Below are 20,752 nucleotides of genomic sequence, written 5' to 3'. Positions count from 1 at the left end.
CATCGTTGCGCGTGCAAGTGTCGGTCCGGTGGTGCGAGCTTCATGGCGGTTGTCCTCCAGCAAGGAGCGCGACGGCGCGCGGGAGACGGCGCCGTCGCGGGACGCCGACGTTATTGCAGCGTGGCGCCCGGCCCCTTGAGCAGGACGCTCTGGCGGCCGTCGATGCCGACCGGCACGTCGCCGTGAACGGTCGCGCGGCGCACGACGCGGCGCGCATCGCCGTAGTCGTTGATCGCGTAGTGCTGGGTCGCGCGGTTGTCCCAGATCGCGACGTCGCCTTCCTGCCAGTTCCAGCGCACGGTGTTCTCGAGGCGCGTCACGTGCTCGTGGAACACCTGCAGCAGATGCGCGGAATCCTGCGCCGACAGCCCCTTGAGCCGCTGCACGAAATGCCCGAGCACGAGCGTGCGCTCGCCGGTTTCCGGATGCACGCGCACGACCGGATGCTCGGTTTCGTAGACGGTCGACGTGAACACTTCGCGGTAGCGCTTCAGTTGCGTATCGTCGGCGTGCACGTGCGTCGACGCATAGTCGTACGCGTTCGTATGCAGTGCCCACAGCGTGTCGGCGAGCGCGCGCAGCGAATCGGGCAGATGCGCATACGCGGCGGCCGTGTTGGCCCATACGGTGTCGCCGCCGAACGGCGGGATCACGACCGCGCGCAGAATCGAGATCTTCGGGTACGCGTCGACGAAGGTCACGTCGGTGTGCCACGAATTGGCGCGTGCGCCGTGCGCGGAATCGAGTTCGAGCAGCGCCGCGCTGCCGTCGACGGACGGCACGGTCGGGTGCGCGACCGTGTCGCCGAAGCGGCGGGCGAACGCTTCCTGCGCGGTGTCGTCGAGATGGTGCTGGCCGCGGAAGAACAGCACCTTGTGGCGTAGCAGCGCGGCGTTGATCGCGTCGAACGTCGCGTCGTCGAGCGTGGCCGACAGCCGCACGCCGGCAATCTCGGCGCCGATCCGGCCGGCGACCTGGCGAAGCTGAAGCGGGACGGCGGCCGTGCGCGGCGCGGCGTGCGAAGCAGGCGAAGACGAGTGGGCGGCGTGCTGGACATCGGACATCGGGAGTCTCCTGGGAGTCGGGTCGGTCGAGTCTCCATTCAAGCAGGCGCGGCGCGGAACCGGAACCGATGAATCGTCACAACCTTAGCGTACGCGCTGCGATGATCGATATGTGTGGTAGTGCTGAGCGAATCGGCGCGTCATGCGATCACCACGCGAGCCGCCATTCGCCGATCCGGTGCGGGCGCGCCGTGTCGATGCGCTTGCCGCCCGAACCGTCGTCATCCGGCGGTTCGCTGTCGTCGAAATCGGCGAGCACCGTGTCGCGCAAGCGCGCGAATGCCGGCGAATCGCGCCGGCGCGGCCGCGGCAGCGCGACGTCGACGATGCGCGCGATGCGGCCCGGACGCGGCGCCATCGTGACGACGCGGTCGCCGAGATAGACGGCTTCGTCGACGTCGTGCGTGACGAGGAGCATCGTGATGCGCTCCTGTTCCCAGATGCGCAGCAGTTCGTTCTGCATCTTCGCGCGGGTCTGCGCGTCGAGCGCGCCGAACGGTTCGTCGAGCAGCAGCACGCGCGGGCGGTTCACGAGACCGCGCGCGATCGCGACGCGCTGCGCCATCCCGCCCGACAACTGGTTCGGAAACGCGTGCTCGAAGCCGTTCAGCCCGACGAGCGCAATGTGCTCCGCGATCGCGCGCCGTTTCGCGGCGGCGTCCAGCGGCGCGTTGCGCAGCGCGGCGCCGATGTTCTGTTCGACGGTCAGCCACGGGAACAGCCGGTGATCCTGGAACACGATACCGCGCTGCAGCGACGTGTCGCGCACGCGTTCGCCGCCGGCGCGGATTTCGCCGGTGTAATCGGTGTCCAGCCCGGCGACGAGCCGCAGCAGCGTCGACTTGCCGCAGCCGCTGGCGCCGACGATCGTGACGAATTCGCCGGCGCGCACGTGCAGCGATACGTCGTCGAGCACGGCGAGCGCCGCGCCGCGTTGCGCGTAGTGCTTGCTGACATGGAGGATGTCGAGCGAATCGGAGGCGAGAGTCGTCATGGCGGTACGGAAAAGGATGCGAAACGGAAGGAAAGGGCGCTCAGCGCGCGAGGTCGCCGCGCCGGGCCAGCACCTTGCGTTCGATCGCCCGCGCGGTCGCGTTCAGTGCCCAGCCGGTCACGCCGACGACGATGATTCCGAACAGCACGAGATCCATCCGGAACTGCTCGCTGCCGTCGATCAGCGTGTTGCCGATCCCGCTGCCGGCGACGAGCAGGTATTCGGCGCCGAGCGTCGCGAGCCACGAATAGATCAGGCCGAGATACAGGCCGGTGAAGATCGACGGCAACGCGGCCGGCAGTATCACGTAGCCGATCAGCTGAAGCCGCGAGTAGCGCAGCGCGCGGGCGACGTCGACATACGTGCGCGGCACAGCGTGAATGCCGTCGCAGGTATGGGCGGCGACGGGCAGCAGCGCGGCGAGCGACAGGAACACGACCTTCGCGACGTCGCCGAGGCCGAACCACACGGAAATCAGCGGAATCCACGCGAACAGCGAGATCTGCTTGAACGTGTCGAAGCTCGGGCCGACCATCCGCGCGGCGACGCGCGACAGCCCGAGCACGGCGCCGAGCAACAGCCCGCCCGTCGCGCCGATCGCGAACCCGCACGCTTCGCGCGCGAGCGACGCCGACAGCGCGCGGCCGAGCGCGCCGCTCGTGGCCTGCGCCCACGCGGTGTGCAGCACGTCGGCCGGGCCGACGAACAGCCCGCTTTTCACGAGGTGTGCGGAAGCGAGGGCCCACCAGCACGCAAACGCGGCGAGCGGCAGCACGACGCCGCGCCAGTCGGGCGCATGCAGGCGGCGGGCGGTCGTGGTAGGCGCTGTGAGCGACGGTGTAGCGGCATGCGGCACGGGCGATTCTCCTTCGAGGGCGGTTCAGCCGCGAAACGCGGACGGCACGCCGCGGCGCAGGCGCGCTTCGAGCGCGTCGAGCGCCCGGTTGATCAGCAGGCCGACCGCGCCGACCACGACGACGGCCGCCATCACGAGATCGAGCTGGAACAGTTGCCGCCCGTACACGATCAGGTAGCCGAGCCCTTCGGACGACGCGACGAGTTCGACCACGACGAGCGCGAGCCACGACTTCGTGAACGCGAGCCGCACGCCGGTCGCGAGCGTCGGGATCGCGGCTGGCAGCACGACGTGGACGATCCGTTGCCGGCGCGTGTAGCCGAACCCGCGCGCGACTTCGTCGAGGGCGGGCGGCGCCTGGCGAAACCCCTGCAAGGTACTCAGCGTGACCGGGACGAGCGCCGCATGCGCGATCAGCAGGTACTTCAGCGGCTCGCCGACGCCGACGAGCAGCAGCAGGAACGGCAGCCAGCCGAGCACCGGAATCTGCACGAGCGCGTTGAAGCTCGGCAGCACGTAGGCTTCCAGCGTGCGCGACAGCCCGAGCGCGACGCCGATCGCTACACCGAGCAGCGTGCCGGCCGCGAAGCCGACAAGCACGCGCTGCAGGCTGATCAGCGTGTGGCGCACGAGATCGCCGCTCGACGCGAGCTCGGCCAGCGTGTCGACCACCCGTTCGGGCGGCGGCAGGATTTGCGGCGCGATCCAGCCGCGCGCGCTGCCGACGCTCCACAGCGCGAACAGCAGCGCGGGCAGCACCCACGGGGCGAGCTGCCACGCGAGCCGTTTCAGCACGACCGCGCGGCGCGGCGGCACGGCGAGCGTGTGCGGTTCGGTCGTCGTGACGGAAAACGCGGTGTCGCTCATCGGGATGGTCCGGTCAGGAGAGGGGCTTGCCGGCGGCGTCGTAGCGCGGCCAGTAGTGTTCGAGCTTCAACGTGCGCAACGCATTGTCGAGATACTTCGGTTCGAACCAGCCGTCGACGTCGACCGGCTGGCGGATCAGCTTCAGGTTCAGCGCATCTTGAGCCACGGCCTTGTAGCGCGCGACGACGAACGGATCGATCAGCGGGGACAGGCGGTCCTTCAGGCGCTGGTTCGCATAGTCGGCCTGCCACGACGAATACGGCACGCCGCTTTTCGCCCACAGCTTGAACAGCGCATCGCGGTTCGCCTCGTCCGACGACCATTGCGCGCCCTTCACGAACGCGGTGACGACGCGCTGCACGATATCCGGGTGCGCGCGGTCGAAATCGTCGAGCACCAGCAGGTGGGTCTGGCGCGTCAGTTGCGGGCCGTCGTTCTGCGACTCGTAGATGATCTTCGCGAGGCCCGCGTCGCGCAGCTTGTAGAGCGCGTAGTCGCCGACCGACGCATCGATGCCTTTCGACGCGAGCGCGGCGAGCGAGCTGGCGGCGTCGAGGTTGATCACGCGCAGGTCGCGTTCGCCGAGGCCGTTCTTCGCGAGCGCGTTGTCGGCGACGAGCTGCAGGTTGGTGCCGCGGAAGATCGACACGCGGCGGTCCTTCAGGTCCTTGATCGAGCGGATCGCGGAGTCGGGCGGCACCGCGATCTTGATGCCCGAGCGTACGCTCGCGGCGAGCAGCAGGCGCGTCTTGATCCCGTTCGAGCGTGCGAGTACGGCCGGCAGGTCGCCCTGGTACGCGAAGTCGAGCGCCTTGTTCGCGATCGCCTCGTTGACGGCCGGGCCCGCGCCCTTGAAGAACAGCCATTCCACCTTGATGCCGTCGGCGGCGAATTCCTTTTCGACGAGCTGCTGCAACTGCACGGTGGCGGCGCTCGATCCGCCGAACGTCGGCGGATCGCCGGCGCCTTGCTGGGCGACGCCGATGCGGATGGTGGCGGGTTTGTCCGCGTGCGCGGCGGCGGCCGGCAACGCAATAAGGGACGCGATCAGCAGCGATCGCAGCAGGCGCAGTGGGAGCATGAATCGATCGGTCAGGAGTACGTTTGGGGCGGCGGTGCCGGGTGTCGGTCCGTCGAATCATTCTCGATGACGTGTCCGGGGCGGACAAGAAACGATTTGAACTATGCTTATCGCAGCGCGACAGGGGACGAAACCCTGTCACGTAGGCGAGCCGTCCTTGCGGCTGCATGGACAACGGCTAGGACGTCGTTCAAGACAACGGTCATACGGAGACGGTCATGCAAGTGCAGGACCTGGCAGGCGCGACGCTCGATTACTGGGTGGCGATGGCGGAAGACCTCGTCGCCCCGCGCATCGACACGTCGCGATGCACGGTGATCCGCGAACCGGGCGGCGTCCCGACGTCGTTCGCGCCGTCGTCGTCGTGGGCGGACGGCGGCCCGATCGTCGAGCGGCTGCCGTTCGCCGCGTTCGAGCGCGACGGCGGGCGGGGCGCGTGGCGTGCCGTGCTGCACCGCGCCGTGCCGGCCGCGGGCGAGCGCTGCACGTTTAACCAGTCGGGGCCGACGCTGCTGATCGCCGCGATGCGCACGCTCGTCGCGTCGACGTTCGGCGACGACGTGCCGGATCTCGATATGGCGCGGCCGCGCTGAGCACGTCCTCGCGCCGCGTCGCTCAGGCGGACACCTGCCGGACGGCGATCGACGCGACGTCGACGCGGCGCGGCAGGATCGCGTCCGCCGCCGCGCGATCGGCGACGCGCTGCAGCACGGCGATGTCGGCGTCGCTGAGGCTGCGTTGCGCGAGCGCGGCCCGGCGCGCGATATCGGTGGCCGCGTCGGGCGGCAGGCGCGTGAGCGACGCATAGACGCTCGCGTAGTCGGCCGGGTGCGCGAGCGCCCATTGGCCCGCCCGGGCGAGCCGTGCGAGCACGTCCGCCAGCGCCGCGCGCTTGCCGCGATCGTCGAGCGTGTCGACCGGCGACGTGAGGAACGCGAGCCCCGAATTGATGCCGCTGCCGTCGCGGACGATGCGCGCGCCGCGTCGCACCGCATGCCCGTAGTACGGATCGAACGTGGCCCAGATGCCGATCCGCTTCGCCTCGAACGCGGCGAACGCGTCGACCGGCAGCACGAAGCGCACGTCGACGTCGCGCGGCGCGAGCCCTTGTTCGCGCAGCGCGCCGTACAACTGGTATTGCGAGATGCTGCCGCGCGCCGACGACACGACGACGGTGTGCCCTTTCAGGTCGGCCACCGTGCGAACCGGCGAGTCGGGCTGCACGACGATGCCGAGCGACGTCGGCGAGCCGACGCGCGTCGCGACGATCCGCAACGACGGATCGCCGAGCGCGGCCGTCAGGACCGGCAGGTCGCCGGCCGGTGCGAGGTCGATCGCGCCCGCACGCTGCGCTTCGAACAGCGGCGCGGCGCCCTGGAAGTTGGCCCAGCGGAACCGGTACGGCGCGCCGTCGAGCACGCGCGCGGCTTCGGCCAGCGCCCGCAGGCCGCCGGCCTGGTCGCCGAGGACGAGCGTGACGCCCGACAGGTCGTCGCCGGCCGCGCGGGCGGGCAGCGCGAGGCCGCCCGCGAGCGGCGCGGTGGCGAGGGCGGCAAGGCGCTGTAGTGTGCGGCGGCGCGCGGTGGCGAAGGAGTGGGTCATCGGCGGCGTGTCCTCGGTGATCCGCGCGCGGGCGGCGCGGCTGCCGGGCAGGTTACGGAATCGGTTTCCGGCCGACAAACATCGAATCGTGGAATGCATATTCGCGTGATAACCGTCGATGCGGCCGCCGCTGCCCGAAGCCCGAGCGCTTGCGAGCGCGCCTTACGCGGCCGGCGTGACCGTGCGCAGGAATGCCCGCACCGCAGGCGCCTTTTCGAACCGCCGGTGCGCAAGTGCGAGCGCCGACATGATCGGCTTGCCGGCGATCGGCCGGTACACGACGCCCGGCAGCGACACGCAAGCGGCGAGCGCATCGGGAATCACCGCGACGCAGCCGTTCACCGACACGCACGCGAGCACCGCCAGCAGGCCGCCCGGCCGCGCGGCCACGACCGGCGCGAAGCGGCCGCGGCGCGCGACTTCGAGCGTGCCGAGCTCCTGTTCGGGCACCGCGAAGCGCGCGTCGGCGAGGTCCGCCGCGCGCACGGCCGCCATCGCCGCATGGCGCGAATCGGCCGGCACGGCGGCGACGAACACGTCGCGCTGCAGCGTGACGATCCGCAAGCCGCCGGGCAGCGGCAACGGCGGGCGCACGTACGCGAGGTCGAGGCGGCCCGCGTCGAGCTGGTTCGCGACGTCGTCCATCGGCACTTCGCGCAGGTTCAGCTCGATGCGCGGGTGCGCGGTGCGGAACGCGCCGACCGTGCGCTGCAGCGTGCCCGAATAAACGGCCGACGACACATAGCCGATCTCGATCCGGCCCAGTTCGCCGCGTTCGGCCAGCGCGGCGAGTTCGCTGCCGCGCTGCAGATGGTCGAACGCGGCACGCGCTTCCGCGAGATAGGCTTCGCCGGCCGCGCTCAGCGTGACCGCGCGGCGCGACCGGTGAAAGAGCCGCACGCCGAGCACGCGCTCCGCTTCCTGGATCTGCCGCGTGAGCGCGGGCGGCGCCATGTCGAGCGCGTCGGCCGCGCGCGCGAAGTGCAGATGTTGCGCGACGCTCAGGAAGGCGCGTACGTGACGGAATTCGAGCTGGCTCATGGTTGCAATTTTCGTCAATGAAACGGCATTGAAATGTCAATGACAGGCAATAGCGGGCAAGCCTAGCATACGGCTCGTTCATCCTGTTCCGGAGTGGCCGATGTCCCAGTCTTCACCGGCGTCGCGCGCGAGCGCGGCGGCCGCTTCGCGCGCCGGCGGCAACTTGCCTGCCGCCGCGACGCTCGCCGTCGCGTCCGCGACCTGCGCGCTGATCGTGCTCGACACGAACGTCGTGGCCGTCTCGCTGCCGAGCATCGCGCGCGGCTTTCACGCGAGCTTCGCCGATATCGAATGGGTCGTGAGCGCGTACATGACCGCATTCGCCGCGTGCCTGCTGCCGGCCGGCGGGCTCGCCGACCGCTTCGGGCGCCGGCGGATGCTTTTCGCGGGGCTCGCGCTCTTCTTCGTCGCGTCGCTCGGCTGCGGCATCGCGCCGTCGGCCGGCTGGCTGATCGCCGCGCGCGCGGTGAAGGGCGGCGGCGCCGCGTTGCTGCTGACCGCCGCGCTCGCGGTGATCGCGAACCGTTTCCCGGACGGACGCGAACGGGCGCGTGCGTGGGCGATCTGGGGCATGTGCATGGGGATCGCGACGGCGATCGCGCCGCTCGTCGGCGGGGCGATCACGCAATGGATCGGCTGGCGCTGGGTGTTCCTGCTGAACCTGCCGGTCTGCCTGCTGCTGGCGGCCGGCGCGCGCGTCGCGATCGACGAATCGAACGATCCGCAGGCGAAACGCGTGGACGCGGCCGGCAGCCTGCTGTTCGGCGCGGCGCTCGCCTGCGCGATCGCGGCGCTGATCGGCGCGCCGTCGCACGGCTGGCTGTCGGCCGCGACGCTGGGCCGGCTCGCGCTCGCGGCCGCGCTGCTGGCGGCATTCGTCGGCGCGGAGCGCTGGCAGGCGCGGCCGATGATCGATCTCGCGCTGTTTCGTCAGCCGCGCTTCGTCGGCGCGGTGCTCGCGATGTTCGGTTACGCGGCGTGCGCGCAGGTGATGATGACGTTCCTGCCGCTGTACCTGCAAAACGCGTTCGGGATGTCGGCGATCGATGCCGGGCTCGGGATGCTGCCGTTCGCGTTCGCGATGATCGCCGGTCCGTCGCTCGGCGCGGCGCTGGCCGCGCGCGTGTCTTCCGCCGGCGTGCTGGCGGGCGGGCTCGCGCTGATCGGCGCGGGCAATCTTGCGACGGCGGCGCTGACGGCCAGCGGCGACTACCGGCTCGTCGCGCTCGGCATGTTCGTGACGGGATGCGGCGCGGGCATCATGAACGGCGACACGCAGAAGGCGATCATGGCGTGCGTGCCGCCGGATCGCACGGGCATGGCGTCGGGCATCAGCACGACGACGCGCTTCTCGGCGATCGTGACGGCCGTCGGCGTGCTCGGCGCGGTGCTGGCGGCGAGTACGCATGCGCGGCTCGACGGCCTGCTGTCCGCGACGCCTGGCCTGCGCGCGTTCGCCGATGCATCGTTCATGTCGAGCCTGCTGGCCGGCGATCTCGCGCAGGCGCTCGGCCGCGTGCCGCCGTCGGCCGCCGGCGCGCTCGCGCAGGCCGCGCCCGTCGCGTTCGCGAGCGGGTTCGCCGATGCGTTGACGGTGAGCGGCGTGCTCGCGCTCGGTTCGGCCGTCGTTGCGTACAAGTTGCTTGCGCAACCGATGCGCGGACGCGCATGACGTTGTGCACGATCCTGCCGTGGACGCTCGGGCCGATCAGTGCGACTTCGTCGCGATGCGATGAATGCGTGCGGCCTGTGCGACGCGCGCCGGAGGCGACGCATGACAATGCGTGCCCGGTCTGCGGCGCGCGCGCTGGGCGAGCCCGGGCGGATCGGTGACGGCCGGCGCGGGTTTCGGCGCGTGTGCATCGACCCCGGAAGCGGCAACGGCGGCGACCGCGGCGACCGCCGGCAGCATCGCGTCGGCGTCGAGCCATGCACGCGTCGCTTCCGCGATCAGCCCGCGCAGCCATCGACCGCCTTCCGCGCACGCGCCCGATTCGTTCCACGTCATCCGGTACGCGATGTCCGGCGGCTCGGCCGGCAGCGCGACCGCGGCGAGCGGCAGCAGCTTCGCGTAGTGCCGCGCGAGCCGGTACGTGGTGGTGAGGATCAGGTCGCTGCGCACCAGCGCATGCGCGGCGAGTTCGAAATGCGGCAGCGTGACGACGATGTGCCGCTGCAGGCCGACGCGTTCGAGCTGCCGGTCGATCGCGCCGGACGCTTCGAGCCACGACGGCGTCGGGCACAGCTGCGGCGCCGCCGCGAACCCGGCGGCCGTCATCGCGCCGTGCCGCGCGAGCGGATGCGTCGCGCGCATCAGGCACACGACGCGGTCGTCGAACAGGTCGTCCTGCCGGAAGCGCGACCGGCGTGCGGGCCGGTTGTCGATCACGACGTCGAGTTCGCCGTCGGCCAGCGCGCGCTCGTCGTCGAACCCGTCGCCGAGCGGATGAAACACCAGTTGCGCGTTCGGCGCGCGCTCGCGGAATAGCGCGACGAGCTTCGGCACGAACAGCACGTTCAGATAGTCGGGGCAGCCGATCCGGTAGGTGCGCACCGACGTGCGCGCGTCGAACGTCGGCTGCTGGACGCGGATGAAGTCGATCACGCGCAGCGCGTTGCGCAGCGGCTCGATCAGTCGCGCGCCGAACTCGGTCGGCACCATCCCGTAGCGGCTGCGCACCAGCAGCGGATCGCCGAGCAGCGTGCGCAGCCGCTTGAGCGCGGCGCTCGTCGCCGGCTGCGACATGTTCAGGCGCACGGCCGCGCGCGACACGGTACGCTCGGTCAGCAGCACGAGCAGGATGCGCATCAGCCGCGCATCGAGCACGTCGAGCGCGCCCGCGGCGTCGCCCGCGTCGCGGGGCGGGGCGGTTGAGTCTAGCGGGCGCCGCATGCCGATACGCGTGCCGGCGAGACAGGCTGAGCGCGCCGCACGGCGGCCGGCCGGCGGCCCGTCATTTCGCGAAGGTGCCCGGCCAGCCGACGATCCGCTTCGGGCGCGGCGGCGCGTACGTGCGGACCTTCGACGTCTTCAGCTTCAGGCGCACCAGCGACTCGGCGAGCGCGACCGCGGCCGACACGCCGTCGACGACCGGCACGCCCGTGCATTCCTCGATCTGCCGGTCGAGGCCGGCCATCCCGCCGCAGCCGAGGCAGATCACTTCCGCGCGATCGTCCTTCACCGCGCGCTGCGCTTCGACGACGATCGATTCGATCGCGCGGGCCGGGTCCTCGTCGAGCTCCAGCACCGCGAGGCCGCTCGCGCGCACCGACGCGCAGCGCGCATCGAGCCCGGCGAGCTTCAGGCGATCCTCGATCAGCGGCACCGTGCGGTCGAGCGTCGTGACGACCGAGTAGCGATGGCCGAGCAGCATCGCGACGCTCGCGGCCGCTTCGGTGATGTCGACGACGGGCACCGTCAGCAGTTCCTGCAGCCCTTCGCGGCCGTGTTCGCCGTAGCCGGCCTGGATCACCGCGTCGTACGGTTCGTCGTAGCTCAACACGCGGTCCATCACGGCGATCGCCGCGAGGTAGCTCTCGAAGTTGCCTTCGATCGACTCCGCGCCGAAGCGCGGCGTGAGCCCGACGATCTCCGTGCCCGGCGACGCGGCGGCTTGTGCCTGCGCGGCGATCGCGTCGGTGATCGACTCGGTCGTGTTGACGTTGACTACCAGGATTCTCATCAGAATTTGCTCCGATAAACCCCGCCATTTCCCCCAAGGGGACTTCCTTCGGGGCGGATGGCGGGACGGGACGGCGTGCTGTTGACAGACAGCTTCTTCCACGGGTTAGGATCACCTGCATGATTCTTGTCTACCGCTACCGCGTGAAGTCGCTCAACGGACTGCTCAACAAGCAGAGCCGTGCGGTGAACTACGTCTGGAACTACTGCAACGACACACAGAAGCACGCGCTCAAGTGGGGCAAGAAGTGGCCGACGGATTTCGACCTGAACGTGCTGACGACCGGTAGCAGTAAGGAACTCGGCATCCACTCCGGCACGGTCAACGCGACGTGCGAGCAATATGCGAAGTCGCGCAGTCAGTACCGTCGGCCCTACCTGCGCTATCGCGGCAGGAAATCGCTGGGCTGGGTGCCGCTGAAGGGCCGCGACCTGAAGCGCGAAGGCGACGCGTTTCGCTTTGCCGGCAACACCTTTCGCGTGTTCAACAGCCGACCGCTTCCCGAAGGCAAGATCAAGGACGGGACCAACTTTGCGCAGGATGCGCGTGGTAACTGGTTTCTGAACATCGCGATCGAGATGCCCGATGTGCAGGCCCGCCCGGTCCGTTCCGGCGTGGGCATCGATCTCGGCCTGAAAGACTTCGCCACACTTTCGACCGGCGAAAAACTGCCGAATGACCGGTTCGGCCGACGCGCGGCGGAGAAGCTGGCGAAAGCGCAACGGGCACGAAAGCACAAGCGGCATATCGCGAAGCTGCACGCCAAGGTCGCGAATGCCCGTGCCGACTTCCAGCACAAGCTCGCGCTCGATCTGGTGCGGCGCTTCGATTACATCGCGGTCGGCAACGTGTCGGCCGCAAAACTCGCCAGAACCAGAATGGCGAAAAGCGTCTACGACGCATCCTGGTCGTCCTTCCGAAACAAGCTCCGCTACAAAGCGATCGCGCACGGAGCCACGTTCGAGGAAGTCGACGAAAGCGGTTCTACCCAGTCCTGTTCGGCGTGCGGGTCGCAAGCCAGCACGACGCGGCCGAAAGGTATCGCGGGACTGAGAATAAGAGAATGGGCCTGCAGTGACTGTGGTGTCGAGCATGATCGAGATATCAACGCTGCGCTGAACATTCTCCGATGCGGACGTGCATCGCCAGGTGTGGGAATCCTTCGCTTTTAGGCGGACGAGGACGTCAAGAAGCAGTACACGAGCACCGCGCCGATCGCGAGCGACGCAAGCATCTGCCACCCCGACAGGCCGAGCGCGAACAGCCCGATCGCGAACGAGTAGTTCGCGATGTTGTGCACGTCGTTGGTCCATAGCGCGAAGATGCTGTAGCGGCCCCACGTGCGGCCTTCGGCCTGGGTTGGCGCGAGGTCGGCGTTGTGCAGCCGCGGGCTCAGCGCGGGATCGCGCGCGGCCGTGTCGGTTCGATGCGATGCGTCGTCCGCGCCGGGCCCGATGCCCGCGCGGTGGATGGCTTCCAGTTGCACGCCGTTGTCTCCTTCCATGTGCGGGGCGCGACACCGGCCGCATGTCGTACGCAGCGCGGGCCGGGCCCCGGTGGACGTTATGTCTCGGATTTGTTCGCGAGTATGGGCGGCGGCTACCGCGATGGGAAATTAAATATTCGGCTGGGCGTCATTTGAAAAATGAATGCAATGGCGCGCGGCCGCGGAGACGGGCGACGGCACGCATATTGCGAGTCAGCGGGTTCCATCCACATCGACATCAGCGGAGGTGTCATGCAGCGATATTCCATTCGTCACGTATCGCGAGCCGTCTTCGCCGGCATCCTGATCGCGGGCCTGGCGGCGGGCGCGGGTTGCCAGAAGAAGGGCGACAACGGCGCAGCCAGTTCGGATTCGAGCGCAGCGAGCGGCATGTCGGCCGCGCCTTCCACCGCACCGTCGGGCATGCCGAGCAGCGGCGCGGCCGGCACGACCCTGCCGGGCGCGGCTTCCGCCCCGGCCGGCGCGAGCGGCGGCGGTTGACCGGCATTGGGGGGGCGGGCGGCGCGCCAGCGTGCCGCCGATTCGCCCACCGAGCGCCGTGTCCGTCGGCGCGTGCGCCGAACGGCGTACGTGCGGAGCGGTGCGCATGAAAGATTTGCAAGGACCGTTGTAGCGAATTCCGGCGCGGCGACGACGGCGTGACGCCGACGTCCGCCGGCCGGGCAAGGAGGTGCGATGCAGAACGCGGAATCGAACCCTACCCCGGAAAAGCAGCGGGAACAGATCGCGAAGAGCCCGGTGAAGACGCCGGCGGCCGGCGACATGCCGGACGCGGCGACCCAGGCCACCCAGACGGCGCAGCGTCCGCTGACGCCGGAGGCCGTTGCCGGGAAAATGCCGACCGGCCTGCCGGAGATCGACGTCGACGCGCACGCGGTCGACAGCGGCGATCCGGTGCGCCGGGCCGCCGGCCGGATCGTCACGCTCGACAACGCGAACATGGCGATGACCGACAACACGGTCGACGTCGACGGCAAAGGCATGGAGGCGCGCACCGGCGCGTCGGAACTGCAGGACAACGTGATCTATTCGAACGCGTTGCTCGACGAAGCGGTCGATACGCCCGACGAAGGGCTCGGCGGAATCGAGAGCCGGCCGTCCGGCAACATGCCGCAGATCGCGACGCGCCCGGGCTGGCGCGTGCGCCATGTCGGCGACGTCGATGTCGAGCACGGCGACGGGACGCGCGCCGAGCACGTGATCTGCCTCGAACGGACCGACGACCGATAGCGGGCAGCGATATCGACGCTCGATACCGGTATGCGACACACGGCGGCCGATGCAATCGCACCGGCCGCCGTGTGTCGTTTTCGGCCCGTTGCCGCGTGAGTGGCTGCGTTATTGCGGCCCCAGCTCCTGCGCGGACGTATCGGCGTCGTTGCCCTGCGCGACGAGCACGTGAATGTCGTTCGGCGTCACGTCGCCGATGCCGCCGGACGGAATCGTCAGGAGCAGCCAGTCCGCGTTGTTGGCGATGCTGACCGGCGCGGTCTTGAGGATCGGCGACTTGCTGCCGGCCGTCGTGACGATCACCTGGTAGGTGCCGCCGTTCAGGTAGACCGAATCCTGCGTCGAGGCCGGCACGGCATTCTGGTAGGCCGCGCCTGCCAGCGTCGGGCTCTGCGTCGTGATGTCGGTGCCGGGCGGCACGACGTACACGTCCACGTTCTGCGCGTTCGGCGATGCGTTGAAGCCGCGCACGCGCGCCTTGTCCGACAGCAGGCCCTTCGCGTATGGATCGTCGATGACGGAGATCAGCGACGTCGTGCTCGGCAGCGCGATCGTCGTGTAGTGGTGCCCGTTCGCGGCGCTGAACGATTGGGATGCGACGGTCGCGGTCGTGCCCGACACGTCGTAGCTCGCGGTCTGCGTGCCCGAGTCGATGTCGTGATAGCGCGTCACGCCCTTGTATGCGACGCCCGACTGGTCGACCTTCGCGTTCAGGTAGTAGTCGAGGTTCGGGCCGGCCGGCACCGCGTTGATGAAGCGCGCCTGCGGCTTCGAGATGCCGAGTACGGTCCCGGCGTCGTCGCCGCCGCCGCACGCTGTGAGCACGGAAATGACCGAGCACAGGGCCACTATCGTTCGTATTGATTTCATGTCGTCCTCTCGTTCAGGAAACCTGCCTTGCGATGCGGGACCGCCGCGCAAAGGATCGCGCGGGGCGCAGCGCCGGTTGGAAGGAAGATGGCTGTCCGCCGGATGGCGGGCGCGGAGGTGACGCAAGCGGTGTGCCTGTGCGGAGAAAAAGCCGGCGAACGACGGCGGGGTGCCCGACGCGGGGCGTTGGGGGGAGCGGGCTGCGCGATCGACGCGGTTGTAAAAAGCACATCCGCGCGCCACGCGCCGGGGTCAGCCGGCGTGCCGAACGCTCGCGGGAGCGTGCGCGAGAATCCGGCAGGCGGGCGTGCGTCGACCGTCGCGCCGGACGAAATGACCTGTCGGACGAAAATGATGGCCGGCGACGGCTGTAAATCTTGCCAGGTTCGACCATCGTTTAACCATTCGAAACAATGTGTTCACCGAAAGGGGCATGATCTCCGGCGATCGAGCAGGCATACTGTCGCCTATGTTGCTTAATGCACGCCGGCCGGCGTGCGCTTGCCCTCCATGCCCATTCCAGTCTCTTTTCGAACCCTGCGATGGTTGACCATTGCGGCGACTGCATGCTTGCTCGCCGCGTGTTCGACTGCTTCCGACGTGACCGCGACGTCGAACCCGAACGTATTCACCGTGACGACGCGCACGGTCGGCGTGTCGACGACGTGGGCCGACGCCCATCAGAAGGCCGTCAGCGAAGCCACCAACTACTGCTCGCAGCGCGGGATGCGCGCGAGCATGAAGCAGGAATCCCTGACCGCCGGCCGCCGTGTCGACGCGCGCTCGGAACTCGCGTTCGAGTGCCATCCGACCTTCGAGACGGCGTCGAACCCGCGCGGTTGACCGATCGGCGGCATGATCGCGCCGCCCGCGTTTTCCTTCCCCCGCATGCAAACCGACCCGCGATGCCCTACGGGCACATCGCGGGTCGGCGCACGTCCGGCGTCGGCCGGGCGGGTCAGGCCGGCTGCGCCTCGTACAGCTTCACGCACGCGGAGAAGTCGAGCGTGCCGAGCCCCTGCTGGCTCATCGACTGATACAGCTGCTGCGCGAGCGCGCCCATCCAGACCGGCTGATGGGCGCCGCGCGCGGCTTCGGTCGCGAGCCCGAGATCCTTCAGCATCAGGTTCGCCGCGAAGCCGCCCGCATAGCCGCGCGCGGCCGGCGCCGTGTCGCTCACGCCCGGATACGGGTTGTACGCGTCCGAACTCCAGCAGCGGCCCGTCGACGTGTTGATGATGCCCGCCAGCACCGGAGGCTCGATGCCGAGCGCCGCGCCCAGCGCCATCGCTTCCGCGACGCCCATCATCGAGATGCCGAGCAGCAGGTTGTTGCAGATCTTCGCGATCTGCCCGGTGCCGGTGCCGCCGCAGTGCACGACGTTCTTGCCCATGTCGAGCAGCACGGGGCGGATGCGCCCGAACAGCGCGGCGTCCGCGCCGACCATGAAGGTCAGCGTGCCGGCCTGCGCGCCGCCGGTGCCGCCCGACACAGGCGCGTCGGCGAGCGGAAAGTCGCGCTGCGCGGCGGCGTCGGCCACCGCGCGCACGGTGCCGGGATCGATCGTGCTGCAGTCGATCAGCGTCGCGCCGGCGCGTGCGCCGGCCAGCACGCCGTCGTCGCCGAGGTAGACGACGCGCACGTGCTGCGCGGCCGGCAGCATCGTGATGATCAACGAGCCGCGCGCGGCGGCGTCACGCGGCGACGCCGCCGCGGTCGCGCCGGCGCGCACCGCGGCGTCGACCGCGTGCGCGTCGAGGTCGAACACCGTCAGCGCGTGGCCGGCCTTGAGCAGGTTGGCGGCCATCGGGCCGCCCATGTTGCCGAGTCCGATGAAGGCGATTTCCATGTGCGGGCTCCGTCGGATCAGCGCAACGCGATCGTCGTGTTCACGCCGCCGGCCGTCGTGTCGTCGTCGAACCAGCGCGCGGTGACCGTCTTCGTCTGCGTGTAGAACTGCACGACCTGCTTGCCGTACGGGCCCAGATCGCCGAGCTTCGAGCCGCGCGAACCGGTGAAGCTGAAGTACGGCACCGGCACCGGAATCGGAATGTTGATGCCGACCTGCCCGACGTCGATCTCGCTCTGGAACTTGCGCGCGGCCGCGCCGCTCTGCGTGAACAGGCCCACGCCGTTGCCCATCGGATTGCGGTTGACGAGCGCGATCGCGTCGTCGAGCGTGTCGGCTTCCATCACGACCACCACCGGCCCGAAGATTTCTTCCGTGTAGATCGACATGTCGGTCGTCACGCCCGAGAAGATCGTCGGGCCGACGAAGTTGCCGTGCTCGTAGCCGGGCACCTTCACGTCGCGGCCGTCGAGCAGCAGCGTCGCGCCTTCCTTCACGCCGGCGTCGATCAGCGACAGGATGCGTTCCTTCGCCGCCTTCGACACGACCGGGCCGACGTCGGTGCCGGCTTCGGCTCCGGCGTTGACCTTCAGCGCCTTCGCCTTTTCGACGAGATCGGGCAGCCAGTCGCGCGCGCTGCCGACCAGCACGACGACGGAGGTCGCCATGCAGCGTTGGCCGGCCGCGCCGAAGCCCGCGCCGACGAGCGCGTTGATCGACTGCTCGCGGTGCGCATCGGGCAGCACGACCGCGTGGTTCTTCGCGCCCATCATCGACTGCACGCGCTTGCCGTGCTGGCTGCCGAGGTTGTACACGTGCGTGCCGACGCGCGTCGAACCGACGAACGAGATCGCCTTGATGTCCGGGTGCGTGCACAGGCGGTCGACCACCGTCTTGCCGCCGTGCACGACGTTCAGCACGCCTTGCGGCACGCCGGCCTCGATCGCGAGTTCGACGAGCTGCATCGTCGACAGCGGGTCCTGCTCGGACGGCTTCAGCACGAACGTGTTGCCGCAGACGATCGCCATCGGGAACATCCACAGCGGAATCATCCCGGGGAAGTTGAACGGCGTGATGCCCGCGCACACGCCGATCGGCTGGCGCAGCGTGTAGGTGTCGACGCCGCCCGCGACGTTCTCCGCGAATTCGCCTTGTTGCAGCGTGCCGATCGAGCACGCGTGCTCGACCACTTCGAGGCCGCGGAAGATGTCGCCCTGCGCGTCGGGCAGCGTCTTGCCTTGCTCGGCCGTCAGCGTGTGCGCGATCCGTTCGAGATTGCGGCGCACGAGATCCTGGAACTTCAGCATGATGCGCAGCCGCGCGCCGATCGGCGTCGTCTTCCAGGTCTGGAACGCGTGCTGCGCGGACGCGATCGCGGCATCGACCTCGTCGAGCGTCGCGTACGGCACGCGGCCGATCACTTGCTGCGTCGCGGGGTTGACGATGTCGCCCCATTCGGCGCTTTGCGAATCGACGAACGCGCCGTCGATCAGCAGCTTGGCGGTGGGCAGGGCGAGGGTGGTCTGGGGAACTGCGGCGTTCATGGAACTCTCCGGGAAACGGTGGTGCGAAGCAAAAGGGTGGCCTGCGTCCGCCGCGCGTGCGGCCACGGCGGACGGCAGGTCGAACTGAAATCGATGGAATGCGGGTGCGGCGCTACGCGCGCGCCGGCCGCATCAACGCGGTACACACGAGCGCGAACACGCCGAAGCCGACGAGGTACGCGATCACGTAGTGCGGCTGGCCGCCGCCGGCCTTGAGCAGCGACGTCGCGATCATCGGTGCGAAGCCGCCGCCGATCACGCCGGCCAGCTGCACCGACAGCGAGATGCCGCTGTAGCGGATTTCCGCCGGGAATTGCTGCGCGAACAGCAGCGATTCCGGCGCATAGAGGATCGGGAACACGACGCCGAGGCCGAGCACGATCGCCCACCATGCATACGACGTCTGCTGCGTGCCGAGCATCATGAAGAACGGCGCGGCGAACGCGCACATCAGCACGAGGCCGATCGCGAACATCCGGCGCTGGCCGATGCGGTCGCTCAGATGCCCGCACAGCGGCATCGTGACGAGCGACAGCGCCGCGCCGGCCGTGATTGCGTGCAGCATCTCGGCCTTCGGCAGATGCAGCTGCTGCGTCGCGTAAGCGAGCGCGAACGTGACGACCATGTAGAACCAGGTGTTCTCGGCGGCGCGTGCGCCGACGATCGTCAGCACTTCGCGCGGATGGCGGCGCAGCGCGGCCGTCACCGGCGATTTCTCGGCCTTGCCCTGCTTGCGGACCTTCTCGAAGTCGGGCGATTCCGGCACCTTCGCGCGGATGAACCAGCCGAGGCCGACGAGCGCGATGCTCGCGAGGAACGGCACGCGCCAGCCCCACGACAGCATGTCGGCTTCCGGCAGCGCGGCCACCGCGGCCATCGCGACCGACGACAGGATCAGGCCGAGCCCGACACCCGTCTGCGGCAGGCTGCCGAACAGCCCCTTGCGGCCTTTCGGCGCGTGCTCGACGGCCATCAGCACCGCGCCGCCCCATTCGCCGCCCACCGCCATCCCCTGCAGGAAGCGCATCGCGATCAACAGCGCGGCGGCCCAGTAGCCGATGCTGTCGTACGACGGGATCAGCCCGATGATCATGCTCGGCACGCCCATCAGCAGCAGCGTGATCATCAGCATCGACTTGCGGCCGATGCGATCGCCGAAGTGGCCGAACACGATGCCGCCCATCGGCCGCCCGATGAAGCCGACCGCGAACGTGCCGAACGCGGCGAGCGTGCCGACGACCGGGTCCAGCGACGGGAAGAAGATGCGGTTGAACACGAGCGCGGCGGCCGTGCCGTACAGGAAGAAGTCGTACCACTCGATCGTGGTGCCGGCCATGCTGGCCCAGCCGGCCAGCAGGTAATGCTTCGCGGTGCGCTCGGGCGCCGGCGTCGCGATGGTCGCATGCTCATCGAGGGTGGATCGGGTCTGCATGGTGTCTCCGGTTTTATTGCCCGCGGCTCATGGTCCGCAGGTCACGGTCGAGTATAGTTATGCGCAGATTCACGATGTACCGATAAAGAAACCGGTTGGATGTGCATTTATGCATATCGACGGCCGGCCCGGAGACCCCTCCTTTTTCCTCGCCGATGCGACATGCCACCGAGCCGGTTTCCGGCAACCTGAACTGGGACGACCTGCGCTTTTTCCTCGAAGTCGCGCGCACGCAGCGCGCGAGCGGCGCGGCGAAGCGGCTCGGCGTCGACTACACGACCGTCGCGCGGCGCATCCGCGCGCTCGAAGCCGCGATGGGCACGCTGCTGTTCGACAAGTCGCGCTCCGGCGGCTTCACGCTGACGGCCGAAGGGCAGCGGCTCGTCGCGTATGCGGATGCGATGGAGACGACCGTGCAATCCGCGTGCGACCAGGTCGCGAACACGGGGGAGGCGCTGTCGGGTCACGTGCGGATCGGGTCGACCGAAGGGTTCGGCTGTTTTTTCCTCGCGCCGCAGCTCGCGCAGTTTCGCGCCGCGCATCCGCACGTGACGGTTGACCTGCTGCCGGTGCCGCATTTCGTCAACCTGCCGAAGCGCGAGGCCGATCTCGCGATCACGCTCGAGCGGCCCGAGCGCGGGCCCTACGTGGTCACGAAGCTGTGCGACTACCAGTTGCGGCTCTATGCGACGCGCGACTATCTGGGGAATCACGCGCCGATTACCTGCACGGACGATCTCGCGCAGCACGCATTCATCAGCTACGTCGACGATCTCGCGTTCAGCAACGAACTGCTGTACCTGGACCGCGCGGTGCCTGGTGCTACGGCCGGGTTGCGCACGACGAGCGTGATCGCGCAGGTCTTCGCGGCGCTACAGGGCGGCGGCCTCGCGATCCTGCCGTGCTTCATCGCGGCCACGCAGCCGGCGCTGGTGCCCGTGCTGCCGAACGACGTGGTCGTCACGCGGTGCTTCTGGCTGACGTGCCGCGAGGATCTGCGCAAGCTGCGGCGCGTGACCGCGCTGTGGGATTACCTGCGCGCGGCGGCGGACGCGAACTGCGCGCTGCTGTCGGGGGAGTCGGGCACGCTGAGGTTCGTCGGCGAGCCGGCGTAGCGGTCGACGGGCGGGGC

At 69.3% G+C, this 20,752-nt stretch carries 21 protein-coding genes; 7 read left to right on the top strand and 14 right to left on the bottom strand.

Annotation, left to right across the window (positions count from 1 at the left end; translation table 11 throughout):
- Positions 1–110: 110 nt before the first annotated feature.
- The 5 genes from HWX76_RS01145 to HWX76_RS01125 all read right to left on the bottom strand — a co-directional run bounded on the left by HWX76_RS01145 (position 111) and on the right by HWX76_RS01125 (position 4,862).
- The gene (locus tag HWX76_RS01145; RefSeq protein ID WP_050017350.1) at positions 111–1,064 is read right to left on the bottom strand and encodes a TauD/TfdA family dioxygenase; all 954 of its coding nucleotides are present in this window, start codon (positions 1,062–1,064) and stop codon (positions 111–113) included.
- 148 nt (positions 1,065–1,212) lie between these two features.
- Positions 1,213–2,058 (bottom strand): ABC transporter ATP-binding protein, encoded by an 846-nt coding sequence (locus HWX76_RS01140; RefSeq protein WP_050017351.1) that lies wholly within the window; start codon positions 2,056–2,058, stop codon positions 1,213–1,215.
- 40 nt (positions 2,059–2,098) lie between these two features.
- Positions 2,099–2,914: an ABC transporter permease gene (locus HWX76_RS01135; protein WP_050017352.1), complete on the bottom strand. Its 816-nt coding sequence runs from the start codon at positions 2,912–2,914 to the stop codon at positions 2,099–2,101.
- A gap of 24 nt (positions 2,915–2,938) precedes the next feature.
- The gene (locus tag HWX76_RS01130; RefSeq protein WP_050017353.1) at positions 2,939–3,781 is read right to left on the bottom strand and encodes an ABC transporter permease; all 843 of its coding nucleotides are present in this window, start codon (positions 3,779–3,781) and stop codon (positions 2,939–2,941) included.
- A 13-nt stretch (positions 3,782–3,794) separates the two neighbouring features.
- Positions 3,795–4,862: an ABC transporter substrate-binding protein gene (locus HWX76_RS01125; RefSeq protein WP_050017354.1), complete on the bottom strand. Its 1,068-nt coding sequence runs from the start codon at positions 4,860–4,862 to the stop codon at positions 3,795–3,797.
- A 218-nt stretch (positions 4,863–5,080) separates the two neighbouring features.
- Between HWX76_RS01125 and HWX76_RS01120 the strand changes: the two genes are divergently transcribed.
- On the top strand, positions 5,081–5,455 hold the full coding sequence (locus HWX76_RS01120; RefSeq protein ID WP_089489243.1) for a phage protein NinX family protein: 375 nt from the start codon (positions 5,081–5,083) through the stop codon (positions 5,453–5,455).
- A gap of 22 nt (positions 5,456–5,477) precedes the next feature.
- On the opposite strand, the gene HWX76_RS01115 is transcribed toward HWX76_RS01120, so the two are convergent.
- The gene (locus HWX76_RS01115) at positions 5,478–6,464 is read right to left on the bottom strand and encodes an ABC transporter substrate-binding protein (protein ID WP_176015385.1); all 987 of its coding nucleotides are present in this window, start codon (positions 6,462–6,464) and stop codon (positions 5,478–5,480) included.
- A gap of 162 nt (positions 6,465–6,626) precedes the next feature.
- Positions 6,627–7,505: a LysR family transcriptional regulator gene (locus HWX76_RS01110; RefSeq protein ID WP_176015384.1), complete on the bottom strand. Its 879-nt coding sequence runs from the start codon at positions 7,503–7,505 to the stop codon at positions 6,627–6,629.
- A 100-nt stretch (positions 7,506–7,605) separates the two neighbouring features.
- Between HWX76_RS01110 and HWX76_RS01105 the strand changes: the two genes are divergently transcribed.
- A complete protein-coding gene (locus HWX76_RS01105) occupies positions 7,606–9,177 on the top strand; it encodes an MFS transporter (RefSeq protein WP_176015383.1) in 1,572 nt (523 codons plus the stop codon).
- 36 nt (positions 9,178–9,213) lie between these two features.
- Here HWX76_RS01105 and HWX76_RS01100 read toward each other — a convergent pair whose 3' ends face one another.
- Complete coding sequence (locus HWX76_RS01100) at positions 9,214–10,398, bottom strand: LysR family transcriptional regulator (RefSeq protein ID WP_176015382.1); 1,185 nt, start codon at positions 10,396–10,398, stop codon at positions 9,214–9,216.
- 61 nt (positions 10,399–10,459) lie between these two features.
- Entirely contained in the window at positions 10,460–11,188 is a 729-nt protein-coding gene (locus tag HWX76_RS01095; protein WP_176015381.1) for an aspartate/glutamate racemase family protein, read from the bottom strand.
- Between the two features lie 119 nt (positions 11,189–11,307).
- Between HWX76_RS01095 and HWX76_RS01090 the strand changes: the two genes are divergently transcribed.
- Positions 11,308–12,360, top strand: a complete 1,053-nt coding sequence (locus tag HWX76_RS01090; protein WP_176015380.1) for an RNA-guided endonuclease TnpB family protein — start codon at positions 11,308–11,310, stop codon at positions 12,358–12,360.
- On the opposite strand, the gene HWX76_RS01085 is transcribed toward HWX76_RS01090, so the two are convergent.
- Positions 12,357–12,674: a cytosine permease gene (locus HWX76_RS01085; protein ID WP_244137926.1), complete on the bottom strand. Its 318-nt coding sequence runs from the start codon at positions 12,672–12,674 to the stop codon at positions 12,357–12,359. The two genes, HWX76_RS01090 and HWX76_RS01085, sit on opposite strands and share 4 nt — an antisense overlap.
- Before the next feature lie 252 nt (positions 12,675–12,926).
- On the opposite strand from HWX76_RS01085, the gene HWX76_RS01080 reads away from it, so the two are divergent.
- A complete protein-coding gene (locus HWX76_RS01080) occupies positions 12,927–13,175 on the top strand; it encodes a hypothetical protein (RefSeq protein WP_175974961.1) in 249 nt (82 codons plus the stop codon).
- Between the two features lie 195 nt (positions 13,176–13,370).
- Positions 13,371–13,925 carry a DUF3005 domain-containing protein gene (locus HWX76_RS01075; protein WP_176015379.1) on the top strand — a complete coding sequence of 185 codons (555 nt, stop codon included), beginning with the start codon at positions 13,371–13,373 and terminating at the stop codon, positions 13,923–13,925.
- Between the two features lie 108 nt (positions 13,926–14,033).
- Here HWX76_RS01075 and HWX76_RS01070 read toward each other — a convergent pair whose 3' ends face one another.
- On the bottom strand, positions 14,034–14,795 hold the full coding sequence (locus HWX76_RS01070) for a DUF4397 domain-containing protein (protein ID WP_050013745.1): 762 nt from the start codon (positions 14,793–14,795) through the stop codon (positions 14,034–14,036).
- 510 nt (positions 14,796–15,305) lie between these two features.
- On the opposite strand from HWX76_RS01070, the gene HWX76_RS01065 reads away from it, so the two are divergent.
- Positions 15,306–15,638, top strand: a complete 333-nt coding sequence (locus HWX76_RS01065; protein ID WP_176015378.1) for a hypothetical protein — start codon at positions 15,306–15,308, stop codon at positions 15,636–15,638.
- A gap of 115 nt (positions 15,639–15,753) precedes the next feature.
- Here HWX76_RS01065 and mmsB read toward each other — a convergent pair whose 3' ends face one another.
- The 3 genes from mmsB to HWX76_RS01050 form a co-directional block, all read right to left on the bottom strand.
- Positions 15,754–16,644 (bottom strand): 3-hydroxyisobutyrate dehydrogenase, encoded by an 891-nt coding sequence (gene mmsB, locus HWX76_RS01060; RefSeq protein ID WP_176015377.1) that lies wholly within the window; start codon positions 16,642–16,644, stop codon positions 15,754–15,756.
- Between the two features lie 17 nt (positions 16,645–16,661).
- The gene (locus HWX76_RS01055; protein WP_176015376.1) at positions 16,662–18,188 is read right to left on the bottom strand and encodes a CoA-acylating methylmalonate-semialdehyde dehydrogenase; all 1,527 of its coding nucleotides are present in this window, start codon (positions 18,186–18,188) and stop codon (positions 16,662–16,664) included.
- A gap of 112 nt (positions 18,189–18,300) precedes the next feature.
- Positions 18,301–19,620: an MFS transporter gene (locus tag HWX76_RS01050; protein WP_089489248.1), complete on the bottom strand. Its 1,320-nt coding sequence runs from the start codon at positions 19,618–19,620 to the stop codon at positions 18,301–18,303.
- A 155-nt stretch (positions 19,621–19,775) separates the two neighbouring features.
- Between HWX76_RS01050 and HWX76_RS01045 the strand changes: the two genes are divergently transcribed.
- The gene (locus HWX76_RS01045) at positions 19,776–20,735 is read left to right on the top strand and encodes a LysR family transcriptional regulator (RefSeq protein ID WP_089489249.1); all 960 of its coding nucleotides are present in this window, start codon (positions 19,776–19,778) and stop codon (positions 20,733–20,735) included.
- Positions 20,736–20,752: the final 17 nt, after the last annotated feature.

This window comes from Burkholderia sp. BCC0398 (assembly GCF_902833245.1).
Lineage (GTDB): Bacteria > Pseudomonadota > Gammaproteobacteria > Burkholderiales > Burkholderiaceae > Burkholderia > Burkholderia sola.
Note: the sequence above shows the minus strand (reverse complement) of the source record. Positions and strands in the feature narration are given on the sequence as shown.

Excerpts from the sequence above, each read along its gene's own strand:
- HWX76_RS01090 (WP_176015380.1), top strand. The coding sequence starts at position 11,308 with ATGATTCTTGTCTACCGCTACCGCGTGAAGTCGCTCAACGGACTGCTC.
- HWX76_RS01045 (WP_089489249.1), top strand. The coding sequence starts at position 19,776 with ATGCGACATGCCACCGAGCCGGTTTCCGGCAACCTGAACTGGGACGAC.
- HWX76_RS01130 (WP_050017353.1), bottom strand. The coding sequence starts at position 3,781 with ATGAGCGACACCGCGTTTTCCGTCACGACGACCGAACCGCACACGCTC.
- HWX76_RS01050 (WP_089489248.1), bottom strand. The coding sequence starts at position 19,620 with ATGCAGACCCGATCCACCCTCGATGAGCATGCGACCATCGCGACGCCG.
- HWX76_RS01075 (WP_176015379.1), top strand. The coding sequence starts at position 13,371 with ATGCAGAACGCGGAATCGAACCCTACCCCGGAAAAGCAGCGGGAACAG.
- HWX76_RS01145 (WP_050017350.1), bottom strand. The coding sequence starts at position 1,064 with ATGTCCGATGTCCAGCACGCCGCCCACTCGTCTTCGCCTGCTTCGCAC.
- HWX76_RS01065 (WP_176015378.1), top strand. The coding sequence starts at position 15,306 with ATGCCCATTCCAGTCTCTTTTCGAACCCTGCGATGGTTGACCATTGCG.
- HWX76_RS01055 (WP_176015376.1), bottom strand. The coding sequence starts at position 18,188 with ATGAACGCCGCAGTTCCCCAGACCACCCTCGCCCTGCCCACCGCCAAG.
- HWX76_RS01080 (WP_175974961.1), top strand. The coding sequence starts at position 12,927 with ATGCAGCGATATTCCATTCGTCACGTATCGCGAGCCGTCTTCGCCGGC.
- HWX76_RS01100 (WP_176015382.1), bottom strand. The coding sequence starts at position 10,398 with ATGCGGCGCCCGCTAGACTCAACCGCCCCGCCCCGCGACGCGGGCGAC.
- HWX76_RS01110 (WP_176015384.1), bottom strand. The coding sequence starts at position 7,505 with ATGAGCCAGCTCGAATTCCGTCACGTACGCGCCTTCCTGAGCGTCGCG.
- HWX76_RS01070 (WP_050013745.1), bottom strand. The coding sequence starts at position 14,795 with ATGAAATCAATACGAACGATAGTGGCCCTGTGCTCGGTCATTTCCGTG.
- HWX76_RS01095 (WP_176015381.1), bottom strand. The coding sequence starts at position 11,188 with ATGAGAATCCTGGTAGTCAACGTCAACACGACCGAGTCGATCACCGAC.
- mmsB (WP_176015377.1), bottom strand. The coding sequence starts at position 16,644 with ATGGAAATCGCCTTCATCGGACTCGGCAACATGGGCGGCCCGATGGCC.
- HWX76_RS01115 (WP_176015385.1), bottom strand. The coding sequence starts at position 6,464 with ATGACCCACTCCTTCGCCACCGCGCGCCGCCGCACACTACAGCGCCTT.
- HWX76_RS01140 (WP_050017351.1), bottom strand. The coding sequence starts at position 2,058 with ATGACGACTCTCGCCTCCGATTCGCTCGACATCCTCCATGTCAGCAAG.
- HWX76_RS01120 (WP_089489243.1), top strand. The coding sequence starts at position 5,081 with ATGCAAGTGCAGGACCTGGCAGGCGCGACGCTCGATTACTGGGTGGCG.
- HWX76_RS01125 (WP_050017354.1), bottom strand. The coding sequence starts at position 4,862 with ATGCTCCCACTGCGCCTGCTGCGATCGCTGCTGATCGCGTCCCTTATT.
- HWX76_RS01105 (WP_176015383.1), top strand. The coding sequence starts at position 7,606 with ATGTCCCAGTCTTCACCGGCGTCGCGCGCGAGCGCGGCGGCCGCTTCG.